Consider the following 15,469-nt stretch of genomic DNA (forward strand, 5'->3'; position numbering starts at 1 on the left):
CGGCGAGATCCAGATGGCGTCGACGCCAAGCCAGTTCAGATAGTCGAGCCGCTCGACGATGCCGCGCAGGTCCCCGACGCCGTCTCCGTTCGTATCCTGAAACGAGCGGGGATAGATCTGGTAGACGACACCCCTTTTCCACCAGGCAACTTGCGTCATCGCTGTCCTCTCCGGTTCGCGTTTAACCTGCAGCACGCATCTTGCTCGGGCCGAAAACCATCCGAGCCCCGCCACGCTGAGGCAAAGTGAATGCCGTCGCGTGCCTTACTCCGGCAGAGGCCCCGGTTACGACGGCAACGGGTTGACGTTCGAGCCTTCGCGGGCTCCGTTCCATGAGGCGCCTCTTGGGTTGATCAGAGGCGTAACGACGCGTCCGAGAGGACGGTTCCGATTTCACTCCCGGGCGGGGAAGGCGATCCGGGACTTGAGAAGCTTGACAATAGTCGAAGGTAGCCCTCTCGAACGTCATGAGCACAGCGAAGCGGCCCAGATGTCGGCGCACGATTCCTGGATTGTTGCGCCTTCGGCTCGCAATGACGGAAGTGCGTCCGGCATCACTCCGTTTCTGGCAATGTTCCTCCTGCTCTCACGCCCTCTTCGTCATTGCGAACGCAGTGAAGCAATCCAGGCCCCCCTCAGGACGAAGCGCTTCGCCTGCGGCACGCAAGAACGGGATGTCCCGGTCGACGGTCCGTATCCTTTCTGGGCTCACCGGCCACGAACGCGCCGGTTCTTCGAGACGATTGCGCCGATGATCACGAGGAAGGCCGTGAGGCGCAGGAGGTAGAACCAGGTCAGTTCCTCGCGCGATCCGCCCGTCAGCGCCACGAGGCCCTGATTGGCGGCAAGGAGCCAGAAGGCGATCGCGAAGGCTGCGAAGAGGCCGTCGCGCGTGCGAGCCCAGAAACGAAGAAAGAACAGGCCCGCGATGAGATAGGCCATCGTGATCATGCCCCAGATGAAGGCGTCGATCGACGGATCTTCCATGTCAGTCGGTGTCCCAGATGAAGCCGAAGAGCAGCAATGAGACGGCGCTCAGCGATGCGAGCTGACGCGCCGGAACGAATGAAATGGTCGGGATGATCAGCACATCGAGAACGACGAAAAAGTTATTGACGGCCAGGAGCACGAAGCAGAGGGCACTCCACAGAAGGAGCCGGGCACGGCTCTCGAGATAGCGTCGAACGAGCAACGCCGCGCATGCGGCGCTGGTGAGGAGGCACAGCGTATACACGAAGGCCTGCAGGGTCGGATTCATTCCTGGTCTTTCTTGAATCGGAATGCATCGGCAAAGGTCTGGAGCTTGTCGTTCGGAGCCGTCAGAATCATGCGCCGTACTAAGCTGGGCCTCTCGCGGTATGCGCGCTCGCTCGCATCTGCAAGACGGTTCAAGTCCGGAGCTGCCGGTGAATATCGAGCCTTTCCGTCATTGTCGGCTGCAATCAGCCCGGCTGCCTCGAGCATGGCGAGACTTTGCGTGACGACGTGATCGCTGCCCCGAAGCTCGCGCACGAGCTCGTCGATCGCCCACCATCGTTCCGGGTGCTGCTTGAGGAAAATGAGCACCTCGAGTGACCAAATCGATTTGAACGAACTTTGTATGAAATCGAGAAGTTCCGTCTCGATCACAACCCTCTTTCCTTACGCCACGGCCGCTTGGCTCTCACGATCTGCGCATCTCCTTAGGGAATGAGGACGGGAAACTCAACCCGTCCGTGCAGATTAAGATGAGTGCGCCGTGCGTGAGTTCATCCGGGTGTCGATCCGCCAGGCATGCGGCACGATCTGCGTCAGGTCTTCCGCAGCTCTCGGCGAACCAGTTCCGCACCCCGCGCGAGCGCGGCGAGCTTGCCGTAGGCGACATTCCGGTTCATCGGCGCCATCCCGCAATTCGTGCAGGGAAACAGCTTCTCGGGAGCGACATGGCGCAGAGCCGCACGGATGGTGGCTGCGACGTCCTCCGGGCTCTCCACGTCGTTACTTGCGACATCGATGGCGCCCACGAGGATGTCCTTCCCATCGAGCAGCCGAATCAGATCGATCGGCACATGTGAGTTCCGGCACTCAAGCGAGACCTGATCGATGGAGCTGCGGGCGATCACGGGAAAAGTCTCCTCGTACTGGCGCCACTCGCCGCCGAGCGTCTCCTTCCAGTCGATATTGGCCCTGATGCCGTAGCCGTAACAAATATGGATCGCCGTCTTGCAGGTGAGCCCTTCGGCGGCCTGCTCGAGAGTCGCCATGCCCCATTCCGCAACCTGGGGCATGTAGACATTGAAGGCGGGTTCATCGAACTGGACGACATCGATGCCTATCGCTTCGAGCTCGCGGGCCTCCTCGTTCAGCGCTGCCGCGAATGCAAGGGCAAGGTCTTCGCGTCTGCCGTAATGTTCGTCGGCAATCGTATCAACGATCGTCATCGGTCCCGGCAGGGTGAACTTCAGTTTCCGTCGGGTGTGGGCGCGGGCGGTGAGGGCCTCAGCAGCATGCACGGGACCTTTCCGGCGGACTGGGCCGACGACCGTCGGGACTTCCGCCTTGTAGCGGTCGGCTCGAATTCCCATCACGGTCTTCTTGGCGAAGTCGATGCCCTCCAGATTGGCGAGAAAACCGTGGACGAAGTGGACGCGGGCCTGCTCACCGTCGCTCACGATGTCGATCCCGGCATCCTCCTGAAGCTTGATCGCGAGGATCGTTGCGTCGAGCTTCGCCTGCTCGAGGATGGCTCCTTCGAGGATCCAGGGAGCCCAAAGACGCTCGGGCTCGGCGAGCCAGCGGGGCTTTGGGAGACTTCCGGCGATGGTGGTTTCAAGCATCGTGGTGATCCCTGATCTCTTAAGAAAGCGGGCAAGCTCTTTTTCAGGTCTCCCGGGTTACAACGCAACTCCCGCATGCTCCCGAGCGCAAAAAGGACAGGTGCGACTGACTTTCTTTCTTCCGGCCGAATTGATCAGGACCACGCGGATCGCGCAGGGCCCGTTGTGGCGGGTGACCCCGCAGCGACCTTTTGCGGTGCAATGACGTTCCGATACTTCGTGGCGTCAGCGAAAGGAGCCGTCTGGCCATTTGGCCTATGCGATGGAGCGTGAATCGAAACTATAATCACGCACCGATACAGCCGGGGGACTTCCGGTGCGAGGGGTTTTACGTGAATAAGTCTTGCCGGCTGACGACATTTCGGTTTTTTCACGCCTGCGAGGTCTTGCCGAGCGAAGCGGTGCGTGCAAGAAGGGCGCCCTCGACAAAGCACTGCGATATTGAGCCATAAGAGCTCATGGAGCAGGAGCGACAACAGAGTTGCCAGCACGGGAAAACTGATCAATGAATGAAAATGCCAATCAGATCGACGTCGTCTCTCTTACTGCCGACATCGTGTCTGCCTATGTGAGCAACAACTCCGTTCCGACGTCTGAACTCACAGCGCTGATCAACTCGGTGCATCAGGCTTTGACCAAAACTGCTACCGGACAGGCCGATAAGCCTGCCGAAGCTCCGGTGCCGGCTGTTCCCGTGAAGAAATCGGTCACGCCCGACTTCATCATCTGCCTGGAGGATGGAAAGAAGTTCAAGTCGCTCAAGCGGCATCTTCGGACGACTTACGGCATGACGCCGGAGCAGTATCGCGCGAAATGGGGCTTGCCGCTCGATTATCCGATGGTTGCCCCGAACTACGCCAAGGCGCGTTCGGAACTCGCGAAGACGATGGGGCTCGGCCAGCAGCGCCGCAAGGCCGCCGCGGCCCCGGCGGCTGCCGCCGCGACCAAAGGGCGCCGCGCCAAGAAGGTCGCCTGACCGGCAAATTTTCTGCAATCATTCGCCCGGAGCGCCGCCATCAATGGCGGCGTTCTCGTTTTGCGCCAGCGGAAGTGCTCGCGCCCGCTCCGTCGGGATCAGCGGATACGCCCGGTTTTGCCGAGTGGGAGCTGTTCCTCCGGGCCCGGCTCTCTGCTGACGGCTTCCTCGTTCAGCCTTTGTCAAAGACTCCGGGGCATGAATCCGCGATCCTGGAGAAGATTCCCATGCGGATTCTGCTGGTCGAGGATGAAGCGTTCCTACGGGAGCTGCTCGCGGAAGGCCTCAAGGATTTCGGGCTCACGGTGGCCCAGGCAGCGAGCGGATCAGAGGCTCTGCTGCGTTTTCGGGAGGACCGGCCGGACGTTCTCCTGACCGACATCTGCATTCCTGGGCGCCTCGACGGCTGGGATCTCGCGGAATGCTTCCGCGAGGAGGCACCGAACCTCCCGGTGATCTATGTGACCGGATTCCCAAACGTGCCGATGCGTCCGGTGCCGAACAGCCACTTCGTCCGGAAGCCTTTCAGGATCCCGGACATCGTTGCCTTGTTCCGACGTCCGCCCTGGAGGTCGCTCAGGCCCGAGATGCCCCGGCGCGCCGGAGGTGAGGGCTGAAAGCGGAGTCTTGATTAGGCGCAGAGCAAAAAGATGGATCTCCGATCTCTTGACCGGCGGGTCCATTCGCAGTTCTTGGGCAACTGAGCCTCGCTCCTGTCGGCGAGTCGGTCAGGCCGGACCAATGCACGGCCGGGACGGACGAATGACGGATCTCCGTGAGCGTCTCATTCCTCAACAAGCCGCCCCGTCGCAGTGTCGCGGGGATGAACGGACAGCCCCTTCCATGAGCTTTGCATTCAAGATCGTATCGGAGCGTGATCTCCGGAACGCCGTCCATTCCATCTTCCTGGCCGCCGGCGTCCCGAGCCCGGCGGCGGATCTGGTGGCGGACCATCTCGTTCGCGCCAATCTGACGGGCCACGACTCGCACGGCATCGGGATGATCCCGACCTACATCCACAACATTGCCGCGGGTGAGCTGCGCCCCGACGCGGCGCTCGAGACCGTCCTCGACCATGGCGCAATCCTCCTCTTTGAAGGCAACCAGGGCTTCGGGCAGGTCCTGGCGCACGACGCGATGGCACGAGGGATCGAGCGGGCGCAGCGCGATGGCCTCTGCCTCGTCGGCTTACGTAACTCGCATCACATCGGCCGCATCGGCCAATACGCGGAGCAATGCACGGCAGAGGGTCTCATATCGCTGCACTTCGTCAACGTGGTGAGCGATCCGTCGGTCGCACCGTTCGGCGGGCGTTCCGCGCGGCTTGGCACCAACCCCATCGCGATCGGCATTCCGCGGGAGGGCGAGGCCCCGATCATCATCGACTTCGCCACGAGCCGCTGGGCGGTGGGCAAGGTCCGGGTGGCCTACAATGCCGGCCGCCCGGTTCCGCCCGGAACGCTGCTCGACGCGAGCGGAGAGCCGACGACCGATCCGGGCGCCCTGTTCGCCAAGCCCGGTGGGGCTTTGCTGCCGCTCGGAGAGCATAAGGGCTGGTGCCTCTCGCTGGCTTGCGAACTGCTCGGGGCAGCGCTGCTGGGCGGCCGCACGCAGAAGGGCCCGAGGCCGAGCGATGCGGTTCTGAATTCCATGCTGACGGTGATCATCTCCCCGGAGCGCCTCCAGACGGAATCGGCCTTCCGGGCCGAGATGGAAGAGGCCATCCGCTGGGCGAAGACATCCTCAGAAGAGGTTCGGCTGCCCGGCGACCCGGAACGGGCAACGCTGGCGACCCGCCGGGCCGAAGGAATCCCGGTCGATGTGAATACCTGGGCACAGATCGAGGAAGCGGCCCGATCGGTCGGGATTGCTGATCTCGGAGCCGGCGATCACTCTTGACCTGGCTTCTCGCGAGGGCGAATTCCGTACAGCCCTTTTTGCCGCCTCGCCGTCCTTGCGACACGAAGGCGAAGCCATCCAGAGTCACGCGCGCCCTTCGCCAACCGGAATTGCCTGCATAATCACGCGAGCGCCATGCGCGCTCGCGAACGCTGGAGCAGCCAAGCGGCAATCGACACGTTGAGCAGGCTCCAGAGAAGCCCGTTCAGGAATGCGGCCTGGTAGGATCCCGTGAGATCGAAGATCACACCCGATCCCCAGCCGCCGAGCGCCATCCCGAACAGGGTCGCCGTGATCACGAGGCCGACGCGGGCGCCTGCTTCGGCTGGCGCGAAATACTCCCGCACGATGATTGCGTAGCTCGGGACGATGCCGCCCTGAAACAGACCAAAGAGTGCGGAGATCACATAAAGTGGCGCGAGCCCGTCGAATGCGAGGTAGAGGAGGAGGGCCGCTCCCTGCAGTACCGACCCCAGGAGGAGCGTGGCGAGGCCTCCGATGCGGTCGGCGATGAACCCGGACGCCACCCGGCTGACGATGCCGAAATCCAGCATCAGCGAAAGCATTTCGGCGCCGCGCGCGACGCCATAACCGAGATCCGCGCAGTAAGCGACGATGTGAACCTGCGGCATCGACATGGCGACGCAGCAGGCGAGGCCGGCCACGACGAGCAGGGCACCCGGCGACAGGCCGAGATCCGCTCTGCCCGTCCCGGCTCTGTTCTGCACGGCAACTGCCATCGACTGAGCGGGTGAACGGCGGCGAAGCGCATAAGCCAATGGCAGCATCGTGAGAGCGCAGAACAATCCGATCCAAATATGCGTCTGCCGCCATCCGATCGTGCCGGCGAAATGCTGGATGATCGGCGGCCAAATCGCGCCGGCCAGATAATTGCCGGATGCGCAGATCGCGACGGCAATGCCGCGACGGCGCTCGACCAGTGAGAGATATCGGCGAGGAGCGGTCCGAAGGTTGCCGAACTGCCGATCAGGAGGCCCTGGATGAGCGCGAATTGCTAGAGGCTCGTCACAAAGGCCGACATTACATAGCCGGCCGAGAGTGTCGCCGCGCCGAGGGCGAGTGGCAGCAGGATCCCGAAGCGGTCGGCGAGCCGCCCCATGAGAACGCCCCCGAAGGCGAATCCGACCATCGTGAGCGTATAGGGAAAGGACGCCTCCGACCGTCCGACGCCGAACTCGGCCTGAACGGCGGGAAGGATCACGACGACTGACCACATCCCGACGCCGCCGACCATACTGATCAGGAGGGAGATGATCAGACGGAACCAGGAGTAGGGCGAGTCGATACTGATGCTCACTACACTTGGATGGGTGTTCAAGAGCGCGTCCTTCAGAGAGGGTATAAGACCTTTACCTCGTGCGATGCATGAGAGCTATCGGGAAGGAAACGCCCCTCCGGGGCGACAGTACGGGCGCTCTTCCAGGTAACGCTACGGGCTGGACGATCTCCCGCGCCGCGAGAGATAGACACGCTTCGCGTTACCGCCGAGCACAGCCTCACGTTCGGCTGGCGTGAGAGGTGCCAACAGAACCTCCGTCGCCTCGCGCCAGCTCTCGTAACCGCCGGCGAGGTTCACGACCGGCCAATCGCTCCCCCACAGGAGACGGCCGGGCCCGAACACCTTTAGGAGATGGTCGACGAAGGGGCGGAGATCCTCGATCGTCCATCCGGGTTCGGCCTCCGTTACCAGGCCGGACAGCTTGGAGACGATATTGCTTCGCGCGGCTACGGCCGCCATGTCGGCCCGCCAGGGATCGAGGCGGTGCTCGCGGATTGGGGGTTTTGCGCCGTGGTCGATGACGATTATGAGGTCCGGGTGACGGTCGGCCACGACGAGAAGCCGGGAGAGATGCCGCGGAAAGACGAGCGCGTCGAAGACGAGGTCGTGGTTGACGAGCGCACGGAAGGCCGGTGCGAGCCGCGAGCCCACGAGCCAGTCGTCGTCAGGAATATCCTGCACCATCGGGCGCAACCCGACGAGGAGTTCATCCTCCGCAAGATCCGCGATGATCCGAGCCCCATGTGCATCGGCGAAATCCACCCAGCCGACGACACCGGCCACGAAGGGAGCTCTCCTCGCGATGTCGAGCAGGAACCGCGTCTCGTCGACGGTTTGTGCCGCCTGGACGAGGATCGTTTGCGCAATCCCGTAGCGGGCGAGAAACGGCTGCAGATTCGAAGGGCCGAAATCGCGATAGAGCTCCGTCAGGCCGGGCGACATCCAATGATAGTCGCCGCGATCGATCTGCCAGAAATGCTGGTGGGAATCGATCTGCACGGGCAACTCCATCGCGCGGGCCGGCGGGACCCGCAGTGCCGCTTCGCCGAAGCCGGGGCCCGCGCGGTCCACGTACGAGCCTTTCCGCGGCATTTCGCATCGTAGCGCCTTTCCGGTCAGCCTCAACCTTCCGGGCTGGAATTGGGGGCTTTACCGGAGCCCTGCGACCTGTATCCTCATGACTTAACGAGAGCCCGGCCCGGGACCGGAGCGGCGAAGAGGGAGGAACGATGGCGCTCCTCGAACTTCGAGGGATCGCCAAGCACTTCGGCGCAATCGAGGCGCTGAAGGGCGTGGACCTTTCGGTTGCCGCCGGAGAGGTCGTCGGTCTCATGGGCGACAACGGCGCCGGCAAGTCCACGCTCGTTCGCGTCATCGCGGGAAATTTCCGGCCCTCGGAAGGCGAGATCCGCCTGAACGGAGAGGCGAAGCACTTCCACAAACCGGTCGATGCACGCGCGGAGGGGATCGAGGTCGTCTACCAGGACCTAGCCCTCTGCGACAATCTCACAGCCGCCGCCAATGTCTTCCTGGGTCGTGAGCTCAAGCGCTCCGTCGGCGGCCTGAAAATGCTCGACTATCCGGCGATGTATGCCCGCGTCGCGGAGCTGTTTAAGGAGCTCAAGTCCGAGACCCGTCCGCGGGACCTCGTCAAGCAGATGTCGGGCGGGCAGCGGCAGGCCGTGGCGATCGCGCGAACCCGGCTCGCAGAGGCACGGATCGTTCTCATGGACGAGCCCACCGCGGCGATCTCGGTCCGCCAAGTCGCCGAGGTACTCGATCTGATCCGCCGCCTGCGCGACCAGGGCATCGCCGTCGTTCTGATCAGCCACCGCATGCCGGACGTGTTCGAAGTCTGCAACCGGGTGGTCGTGATGCGGCGCGGCCTCAAGGTCGCGGACAAGCCGGTCCGCGACACGTCTCCCGAGGAGGTCACCGGTCTCATTACCGGAGCCATTCATGTCGCCTGATCGATCGCCCGGGTTCAATACCACTGGAGCCATCCACATCGCCTGATCCATTGTGCAAGGTCCATGACGACGAGCACGAACCCCACGATCCAGAGCAGCGTCGCAATCGAAGACGTGACGGGCCTGAAGGAGCGAAGCCTGATCCAGAGGCTTTCGTCGAGCCAGCCCTTCTGGGTGACCGTGGCGCTACTCATCATCTGCATCGCGATGACGATCGATCAGCCGGAGGCCTTCGCGAGTTCGGACAATTTCTACAACATCACCCGGAATTTCGCCTTCATCGGCATCATGGCGATCGGCATGACCGCAGTGATCCTGACGGGTGGAATCGACCTCTCGGTGGGATCGCTGATGGGGCTGGTCGGCGTCGTCTGCGGATTGCTGTTGCAGGGGCAACATCATTGGGCGACTGCCATCGCGGCGGGTCTGGCCACCGGTGCACTGGCAGGCGCCGTGAACGGATTTCTCGTCGCCTATGTCGGTCTTCCGAGCTTCGTCGTCACGCTCGGCATGCTGTCGATCGCCCGATCACTCGCGATCGTGCTCTCCGGTAACCGGATGATCTACGAGTTTGGCCCGTATGGTGACACTTTCATTGAGATCGGCGGCGGCGCGGTGCTCGGGATCGCGAATCCGGTCTGGGTGCTGATCGCGCTCGCGCTTGCGTTCGGCGTGATCTTCAACTTCACGGGCTGGGGCAATTACCTTTATGCGATCGGCGGCAACGAGAATGCTGCGCGCCTCACCGGCGTGCCTGTGCGGCGCATCAAGATGCAGGCCTATATCGTCTCGGGCCTCACGGCGGCGATCGCGTCCGTCATGGTCGTCGGATGGCAGGGATCGGCCATCAATGCGCTCGGCCAGGGCTACGAGCTGCGCGTCATTGCCTCGACGGTGATCGGCGGCGCCGACCTCATGGGCGGCGCCGGCGGCGCCTATGGGGCAGTGGTCGGCGCGGCGCTGATCGAGGTGATCCGGAATTCGCTCTTGATGGCCGGCGTCGACGCCAACTGGCAGGGCGCCTTCGTCGGTCTCTTCATCGTGTTGGCGGTTCTGCTCCAGCGGATCCGCGGCAGACGTTCGGCCTGAAATGACCGAGCGGTTACCCAAGGAGGAAAGCCATGAAGGTCTTGATGATAGGCGTTGCAGCCGCCGCATTGCTTGCGACGGCCGTGGGTGCCCAGGCCCAGGGCAAGAAATACAGCTTTGCGCTCGTCCCGAAGAACATGAACAACCCGTTCTTCGACCAGGCGCGGGACGGGTGCAAGAAAGCCGAGAAGGAACTCCAGGGCGCAATTGAATGCGTCTATATCGGCCCGGGTGAGCATGGCGGCGGTGACGAGCAGGTGCAGGTCGTCAATGACCTGATCACCAAGAGGGTTGATGGGATCGCAGTCTCACCTGCAAATGCCGCCGCCATGGGACGGGCGCTCGAGGCCGCCAAGCGCGCGAATATCCCCGTGCTGACCTGGGACTCCGATCTTCTCGACAAGGACAAGGCGCTGCGCATCGCCTATGTCGGCACCTACAATTACGAGATCGGGGTCAATCTCGCGAAGTTCGTCATGGGCCTGAAGCCGAACGGCGGCACGATCTGCATTCAGTCGGGCGGTGCGGCGGCGGCCAACCACAACGAGCGCATGCAGGGCATTCGCGATACGCTCTCGGGGAAGAAATCGGCCGCGGCCCCTGGCGACCGGCTCTCCGGCACGAATGGCTGGACGGAGATCGACGGTTGCCCGCTCTACACCGACGACGATTTTCCCCGGGCCGTGCAGCAGATGGAGGACATCCTCGGCAAGAACGCCACTCTCGACGCCTTCGTGCCGACCGGCGGGTTCCCGCAATTCATCCCACAGGCCTATCGGCGGGTTGCCGAGAAGTACAAGGAGCGCATTGCGAACGGATCGCTCGCGCTCGTCGTCGCCGATACTTTGCCCGTGCAGATGGACCTCATGAAGGCCGGCCTCTCGAAGGGCCAGGTCGGGCAGCGCCCGTTCGAGATGGGCTATAAGACCATGCTGTTCCTGAAAGACATCAAGGACGGCAAGGCGCCTCCGAAAGACCCGACCTATACGGGGCTTGATGTCTGCACGCCGCAGAACGCCGCAACCTGCATCGGCGGCTCCGGGTCCTGAGCCGTTCCGCCTGCAACGAGCGCCCTCGAGATGTACCGGGGCGCTCGTTGCAGGCGGAGCTGGTCGCCGGGTGCATCGGGTCTGGAGGCCGCCGTTCAGGCCGGACGGATCACTCCTTTCTTGAGAATGATGTTGTCGGAGAGGCGTATCTCGCCAGGCGCACGCTCGTAGAACGCGAACCGTTCGAGCGCGGCGAGGTGAAAGCGTGTTCCCTCGCGATCCGCGATCATCCGACGGAACGCGTCGAAGATTGGCTGTTCGGCCTCCGGATCGCCAACCACTTCCATGCGCCCGGCCACTTCCGGCGAGAAATCGTCGAGGGGCATGACCGCGAGCACGGCATCCGCAACCGCGGTGGCCATCGGGCCGTCCAGGCGGATCAGGCGCTGTGCCAGGGACGCTGAGGGGAAATTGGCATCCGCAATGACGATTTCGTCCCTGTGACCTTATCGAGCACAGGATGCTCAGGAGACAGGATCGGATCGATGTCCTTGAGCATGGCGCCGTTTTCATCACGGTCGTGCGCGACTTTTCTCGCCAGGGGAGGGGCGAGGAGGGCGGCGCTCGCACATCACTTCCCCGACGGGAGAGGTCGCGCGCGAGTGAGGGCGGTAGCACCGATTTCAGATTCTTGCCTCAGCCATCCAGCTTGCGGATCATTCGAACGGGGCTGAGGCGGATCTCAGAATCGGTGGCTGGTAGAACTCTCCAAGCAAGCGCATCGTCGAGAAAGCGGAGTCCCATACCCTCTACGCGCACTTTGTGATCTGGCGCCCCTTCGCCTGCGCTGTAAGGCATTTCGTCTCCGATCCGCAGGCCGAGAAGAGCCGTGCCGAGGGGTGTCGTGACACAGATCTCTGCACCGGGCCATTTCAAGTCCTCGGGATGTACCAGAAGGCGGGCATGAGTTTTGTCCTCGTCATCGATCCGGTAGATGACGCGGCAATTGGTCGAGATGACGTCGTCCGGCAACTCGTCGGCCCGGCAAAGCGTCGCGCGCCGCAACTCGGACAGCAGGAAGTTGGCTTGGGGCTTGTGCGGGTGCTCGGTCACAAACGCCGTCAGCATCAGCCTGTTGTAGTCGTAGGTGGAAATGGTAATCGGCGGAAGAGCGTGATGCATGGTCATGGGCTTCTCCTCGCTCCAGGGAACTCAGCCTGTGCAGGTCAGGCAAATACACAAGGCCATCTATGCTGCGGCAATCGTCCGAACTCCGGAGATATCTCGTCACCCGCATGGAGACCTCGGTGATGCGCTGGGATTTCAAGAGAGGGCTCTGGGCGCAACGCGGTACAGGGGAAAATCCCCGTATTGCGAAGTCTGGGTGCATTCATCCCGGACGTGAGCGATCGCGTGAGACGATCGGCCCGCGCCCGGGCCTATGTGCCTGCTTTGAGGCAACCCGCATGTAGAGCGCGACGGGCAGTGTCGACGGGAAGGTAACCCGCGTGCACGACGAAACGCATGGTGTGAACGGGCCCTGTCATGACGCGTCGACGATAGACGCCGGAGGGCCTAAGTCAAGGTCCGCAGCTTGAGATACTCGCGTTCAGCTTGCTGCATTGCAGCAAGTCTTCTCTGAATGGCAATTCGCAGAGAATTTGTACGCCGCATCGGCAGCCGGATACTGGTGAGATCCTGCCCGGGTGGCTGCGGGGCACATGTCGTGCTGGCCGCGTTGTGGCGCGACCAACTTCTCTGAGGCGTTGTTCCGGCTTCGTCTGCGCCCGGAGTCCGATGCTGCGGCCGCACGCAAGCTCTCCGGAGTCGATGAATTGACAATCGGTGCGAATGTCATAATCTCGAAATCATGTTGAGCTTTGTGATCTTTCGACGCGGCCTGCATCGAGCGGGCAATCTGATCGCGGGCAAGTAGCCCCGGGCTCTTCGCGCTGTCGCGCCCCGGGCTCGGGGCAGCCAAGATACCCAGACGTTTTCGGAAGTCTTGTGAGACCGGATGTTCGGCATCCGGCGCAGCGATATGCCAATGCAAACTATCGGTTTCGCGCCTCGCACCTCCATGCGCAACTCTCGTACCCACGCAGAAACAGGGTGTGAAATGCCATACGCTATACCGCTCCATGTCATGGAGCCGGCAGCAGCCGCGCCCTCGATCCCATTGTGCATATCGGCGTTCGACTTCGCCCAGGACGGAAGAGAGCAGCCCGCACGACGGTCGCTCGATGGCCCGCCTTCGAAATCACAGCCGCTCGTGCCGAGCGAGTCTCCGGACAACAAGGTGATCCCTCTCGTGCCGCGCCGGAAGCCCGAGCCGGAGCGCCTCCCCGATCCGCCGGACGACGAAGGCGATGACGATGATCCCGGGCCAGCCGCTGCCTGAGACGGCGCGTCCACACAACAGGAGAACATGATGGCGAAGCACGCGAACAATGGTGCAAAGCCCCGCATTACTCTCACGGCCACCGATCATGAGCGCCTCTCGCGACTGATGCTTGCTGCGTCGAACACTATGCCGGACCTCGCAGCCGATCTCGCCGAAGAACTCGACCGGGCGCATGTGCTGCCGGCCGGCCGGCCCGCGAGCGGTATCGTCTGCATGGGCTGCGAGGTCGAGTTTCGGGACGATACGACCGGGCGCATCCAGACCGTGACCCTTGTCTATCCGGACGAGGCCGATATCGCGAAGGGGAAGATCTCCATCCTGACGCCGATCGGTGTCGCCCTCATCGGCCTTGCGATCGCGAAGTCCATTTCCTGGGAGACGCGCCGCGGTGACGTGCGTCGACTAACGGTATTGAGCGTTCGTGAGCCTCAACACACCGAAGTGCCGCCGGTCGCTGATCCTTCCGCTGTGGCTTCGGGGGCAGAGGTTCACCCGGCCTGATCAGAGCCGCGGTGCCGGGCACCGCGGTGTTCCTCTATGAAGGCGCAAGGCCGCTCGGGATTATCAGAATCCGCTGCGAGAGATCTTCCGATGACCGGGTCGGTTCGGGCACATGCCGGTCTCGGCGCCATGCTACCGACAAACATCGCCTTGGGCGGTATCTCCTTTCGGATTGCAGATCTCGTCGGACTGGCCTGAGGCTGGGCCGCTTCTCGCATCACTGCGGATTCGAGCCTGCAGAGTGCTCGCTCTCGGGCGGGGCAATGTACGAAGCCTTCATTGCCGAGACTGTCGCACTGGCACACTCCAGAGCCATGCAGGGCACAGGATGCCTTCGCCGGGGCGGCATCTCGTGCTGCTCGTCCCGGCGCAATGCCCGAATGCGGCTCGGCAGCGATGGGCCCGCCTGATGCTGATTTGCAACGTTCCGGTCACGAATCGCTCTTCCGCCGACCGGGGCCACACCTTTGCCGTAAACCGGAACCGAAGGATGGGACAGCACCATTGACATAGTTGGAGCAAGAATTGCAGCCATCCCTGACGCGGCGGGCCTTCGTCGCAGGCCTCCCCCTCTCGTTGACGGCATGCGTCTCGACGAGCCGCGGGCTCCCGGAGCCGCCCGTCGATCCGGCCTACATGGCGATGTACGCTGCCCTGCCGGACGAGCCGTTTCCAGTGCCAGCCGTCGACGCCTCTCAAGTCGAGCCGCGTTATCTTCGCCAAGTCGTTGCCTTCGACGGGCCGGAAGAGCCCGGCAGCGTTGTCGTCGATCCGGCGAGGCGGTTCCTTTACCTCGTGCGAGAGAATGGAGAGGCGCTCCGCTACGGATGCGGCGTCGGCAAGGCCGGCTTTGATTATCAGGGCAGCGCCATTATCGGGCGCAAGGCGCGTTGGCCCCGCTGGACCCCGACGCCCAACATGATCCGCCTCGAGCCGGAGCGCTACGGCGCCTATTCCGACGGGCTCGAGGGCGGATTGGAGAACCCTCTCGGCGCCCGGGCCCTGTATTTGTACCGGAACGGCCGCGACACGCTCTACCGCATCCATGGAACCAATGAACCCTGGAGCATCGGCCACTCGGTCTCGAGCGGCTGCATCCGGCTGTTCAACCAAGACATCATCGATCTCTATCGGCGTGTTCCCGAGGGCACGAGAGTCGTCGTCCTAAATGCGTCGGCAGAGGATCGCACGGTGGAGACGTTCGTTTAGGCTATGCCCGTCACAATGGGACTCTACTCTCCCGGGGGTAAGCCGTGTCGTGTTGCTTCACGACTGCATGCTTCCCTTGCGGAATGTCCCGCGAACCGGCCGTTGCTTCACGCGGCATAGCAACGCAGACCGGCCTTGCCGGGACGCGACAACGAAGGCTCACAGCCGGTGGATTTCCTACGCTCCCGGCGGTCTCACTCCCTGGAGGAGGCGTGTCGCCCGCTGGGGATCAGATGAACTTCTGGCGCTCAAAATATTGCATGCGGAAATCGGAGCGTACATAGGGGGGCCCCTTGAAATTTCTCGGCTAGCCCCA

17 protein-coding genes and 1 pseudogene are annotated in these 15,469 nt (G+C 63.0%); 9 read left to right on the plus strand and 9 right to left on the minus strand.

From position 1 onward, the window contains the following. The 5 genes from BN1233_RS46890 to BN1233_RS14805 all read right to left on the minus strand — a co-directional run. Positions 1-159 (minus strand): alpha-amylase family glycosyl hydrolase (locus BN1233_RS46890; RefSeq protein WP_244470915.1); only part of this gene is annotated, 159 nt, incomplete at its 3' end. A gap of 549 nt (positions 160-708) precedes the next feature. Next, positions 709-987 (minus strand): DUF5985 family protein, encoded by a 279-nt coding sequence (locus tag BN1233_RS14790; protein WP_046864316.1) that lies wholly within the window; start codon positions 985-987, stop codon positions 709-711. Position 988: 1 nt separating this feature from the next. Further along, complete coding sequence (locus BN1233_RS14795; RefSeq protein WP_046864317.1) at positions 989-1,258, minus strand: DUF5985 family protein; 270 nt, start codon at positions 1,256-1,258, stop codon at positions 989-991. After that, positions 1,255-1,629 (minus strand): hypothetical protein, encoded by a 375-nt coding sequence (locus tag BN1233_RS14800; protein WP_046864318.1) that lies wholly within the window; start codon positions 1,627-1,629, stop codon positions 1,255-1,257. The genes BN1233_RS14795 and BN1233_RS14800 overlap by 4 nt, the downstream gene beginning before the upstream one ends. A 161-nt stretch (positions 1,630-1,790) precedes the next feature. Then, positions 1,791-2,816, minus strand: a complete 1,026-nt coding sequence (locus BN1233_RS14805) for a methionine synthase (RefSeq protein WP_074078302.1) — start codon at positions 2,814-2,816, stop codon at positions 1,791-1,793. Between the two features lie 505 nt (positions 2,817-3,321). Between BN1233_RS14805 and BN1233_RS14810 the strand changes: the two genes are divergently transcribed. From BN1233_RS14810 to BN1233_RS14820, 3 genes are all read left to right on the plus strand, one after another. Next, the gene (locus BN1233_RS14810; protein WP_046864320.1) at positions 3,322-3,792 is read left to right on the plus strand and encodes a Ros/MucR family transcriptional regulator; all 471 of its coding nucleotides are present in this window, start codon (positions 3,322-3,324) and stop codon (positions 3,790-3,792) included. A 227-nt stretch (positions 3,793-4,019) separates the two neighbouring features. Beyond that, positions 4,020-4,409: a response regulator gene (locus BN1233_RS14815; RefSeq protein ID WP_046864585.1), complete on the plus strand. Its 390-nt coding sequence runs from the start codon at positions 4,020-4,022 to the stop codon at positions 4,407-4,409. Between the two features lie 226 nt (positions 4,410-4,635). Continuing rightward, positions 4,636-5,691, plus strand: coding sequence for a malate/lactate/ureidoglycolate dehydrogenase (locus BN1233_RS14820; protein ID WP_046864321.1), 1,056 nt, complete (start codon positions 4,636-4,638; stop codon positions 5,689-5,691). A 122-nt stretch (positions 5,692-5,813) separates the two neighbouring features. Here the strand turns inward: BN1233_RS14820 and BN1233_RS14825 are convergent. Both BN1233_RS14825 and BN1233_RS14830 read right to left on the minus strand, forming a co-directional pair. Beyond that, positions 5,814-6,946 (minus strand): annotated as a pseudogene (locus BN1233_RS14825) (MFS transporter). Positions 6,947-7,141: 195 nt separating this feature from the next. Further along, positions 7,142-8,083 carry an amidohydrolase family protein gene (locus tag BN1233_RS14830; RefSeq protein WP_244470913.1) on the minus strand — a complete coding sequence of 314 codons (942 nt, stop codon included), beginning with the start codon at positions 8,081-8,083 and terminating at the stop codon, positions 7,142-7,144. 137 nt (positions 8,084-8,220) lie between these two features. Between BN1233_RS14830 and BN1233_RS14835 the strand changes: the two genes are divergently transcribed. The 3 genes from BN1233_RS14835 to BN1233_RS14845 all read left to right on the plus strand — a co-directional run bounded on the left by BN1233_RS14835 (position 8,221) and on the right by BN1233_RS14845 (position 11,099). Further along, the gene (locus tag BN1233_RS14835) at positions 8,221-8,961 is read left to right on the plus strand and encodes an ATP-binding cassette domain-containing protein (protein WP_046864322.1); all 741 of its coding nucleotides are present in this window, start codon (positions 8,221-8,223) and stop codon (positions 8,959-8,961) included. Between the two features lie 63 nt (positions 8,962-9,024). After that, a complete protein-coding gene (locus BN1233_RS14840; RefSeq protein ID WP_046864323.1) occupies positions 9,025-10,050 on the plus strand; it encodes an ABC transporter permease in 1,026 nt (341 codons plus the stop codon). A gap of 32 nt (positions 10,051-10,082) precedes the next feature. Further along, positions 10,083-11,099 carry a sugar-binding protein gene (locus BN1233_RS14845; RefSeq protein ID WP_046864324.1) on the plus strand — a complete coding sequence of 339 codons (1,017 nt, stop codon included), beginning with the start codon at positions 10,083-10,085 and terminating at the stop codon, positions 11,097-11,099. 95 nt (positions 11,100-11,194) lie between these two features. Here BN1233_RS14845 and BN1233_RS14850 read toward each other — a convergent pair whose 3' ends face one another. Beyond that, entirely contained in the window at positions 11,195-11,530 is a 336-nt protein-coding gene (locus tag BN1233_RS14850; RefSeq protein ID WP_342341648.1) for an RbsD/FucU family protein, read from the minus strand. A gap of 205 nt (positions 11,531-11,735) precedes the next feature. Continuing rightward, positions 11,736-12,227, minus strand: a complete 492-nt coding sequence (locus BN1233_RS14855) for a GreA/GreB family elongation factor (RefSeq protein ID WP_063776707.1) — start codon at positions 12,225-12,227, stop codon at positions 11,736-11,738. A 931-nt stretch (positions 12,228-13,158) separates the two neighbouring features. On the opposite strand from BN1233_RS14855, the gene BN1233_RS14860 reads away from it, so the two are divergent. From BN1233_RS14860 to BN1233_RS14870, 3 genes are all read left to right on the plus strand, one after another. After that, the gene (locus BN1233_RS14860) at positions 13,159-13,440 is read left to right on the plus strand and encodes a hypothetical protein (RefSeq protein WP_147707256.1); all 282 of its coding nucleotides are present in this window, start codon (positions 13,159-13,161) and stop codon (positions 13,438-13,440) included. A gap of 27 nt (positions 13,441-13,467) precedes the next feature. Then, on the plus strand, positions 13,468-13,944 hold the full coding sequence (gene rnk, locus BN1233_RS14865) for a nucleoside diphosphate kinase regulator (RefSeq protein ID WP_425311718.1): 477 nt from the start codon (positions 13,468-13,470) through the stop codon (positions 13,942-13,944). Positions 13,945-14,469: 525 nt separating this feature from the next. Further along, positions 14,470-15,153, plus strand: coding sequence for a L,D-transpeptidase (locus BN1233_RS14870; protein WP_046864327.1), 684 nt, complete (start codon positions 14,470-14,472; stop codon positions 15,151-15,153). Positions 15,154-15,469 lie beyond the last annotated feature (316 nt).

It is taken from the genome of Microvirga massiliensis, from assembly GCF_001006805.1.
GTDB classification, from domain to species: domain Bacteria; phylum Pseudomonadota; class Alphaproteobacteria; order Rhizobiales; family Beijerinckiaceae; genus Microvirga; species Microvirga massiliensis.

Bases quoted from the DNA above. Each gene is read 5' to 3' on its own strand.
- BN1233_RS14815 (WP_046864585.1), top strand. From the start codon at position 4,020: ATGCGGATTCTGCTGGTCGAGGATGAAGCGTTCCTACGGGAGCTGCTC.
- BN1233_RS14790 (WP_046864316.1), bottom strand. From the start codon at position 987: ATGGAAGATCCGTCGATCGACGCCTTCATCTGGGGCATGATCACGATG.
- BN1233_RS14830 (WP_244470913.1), bottom strand. From the start codon at position 8,083: ATGCCGCGGAAAGGCTCGTACGTGGACCGCGCGGGCCCCGGCTTCGGC.
- BN1233_RS14795 (WP_046864317.1), bottom strand. From the start codon at position 1,258: ATGAATCCGACCCTGCAGGCCTTCGTGTATACGCTGTGCCTCCTCACC.
- BN1233_RS14835 (WP_046864322.1), top strand. From the start codon at position 8,221: ATGGCGCTCCTCGAACTTCGAGGGATCGCCAAGCACTTCGGCGCAATC.
- BN1233_RS14845 (WP_046864324.1), top strand. From the start codon at position 10,083: ATGAAGGTCTTGATGATAGGCGTTGCAGCCGCCGCATTGCTTGCGACG.
- BN1233_RS14860 (WP_147707256.1), top strand. From the start codon at position 13,159: ATGCCATACGCTATACCGCTCCATGTCATGGAGCCGGCAGCAGCCGCG.
- BN1233_RS14855 (WP_063776707.1), bottom strand. From the start codon at position 12,227: ATGACCATGCATCACGCTCTTCCGCCGATTACCATTTCCACCTACGAC.
- BN1233_RS14810 (WP_046864320.1), top strand. From the start codon at position 3,322: ATGAATGAAAATGCCAATCAGATCGACGTCGTCTCTCTTACTGCCGAC.
- BN1233_RS14820 (WP_046864321.1), top strand. From the start codon at position 4,636: ATGAGCTTTGCATTCAAGATCGTATCGGAGCGTGATCTCCGGAACGCC.
- rnk (WP_425311718.1), top strand. From the start codon at position 13,468: ATGATGGCGAAGCACGCGAACAATGGTGCAAAGCCCCGCATTACTCTC.
- BN1233_RS14840 (WP_046864323.1), top strand. From the start codon at position 9,025: ATGACGACGAGCACGAACCCCACGATCCAGAGCAGCGTCGCAATCGAA.
- BN1233_RS14805 (WP_074078302.1), bottom strand. From the start codon at position 2,816: ATGCTTGAAACCACCATCGCCGGAAGTCTCCCAAAGCCCCGCTGGCTC.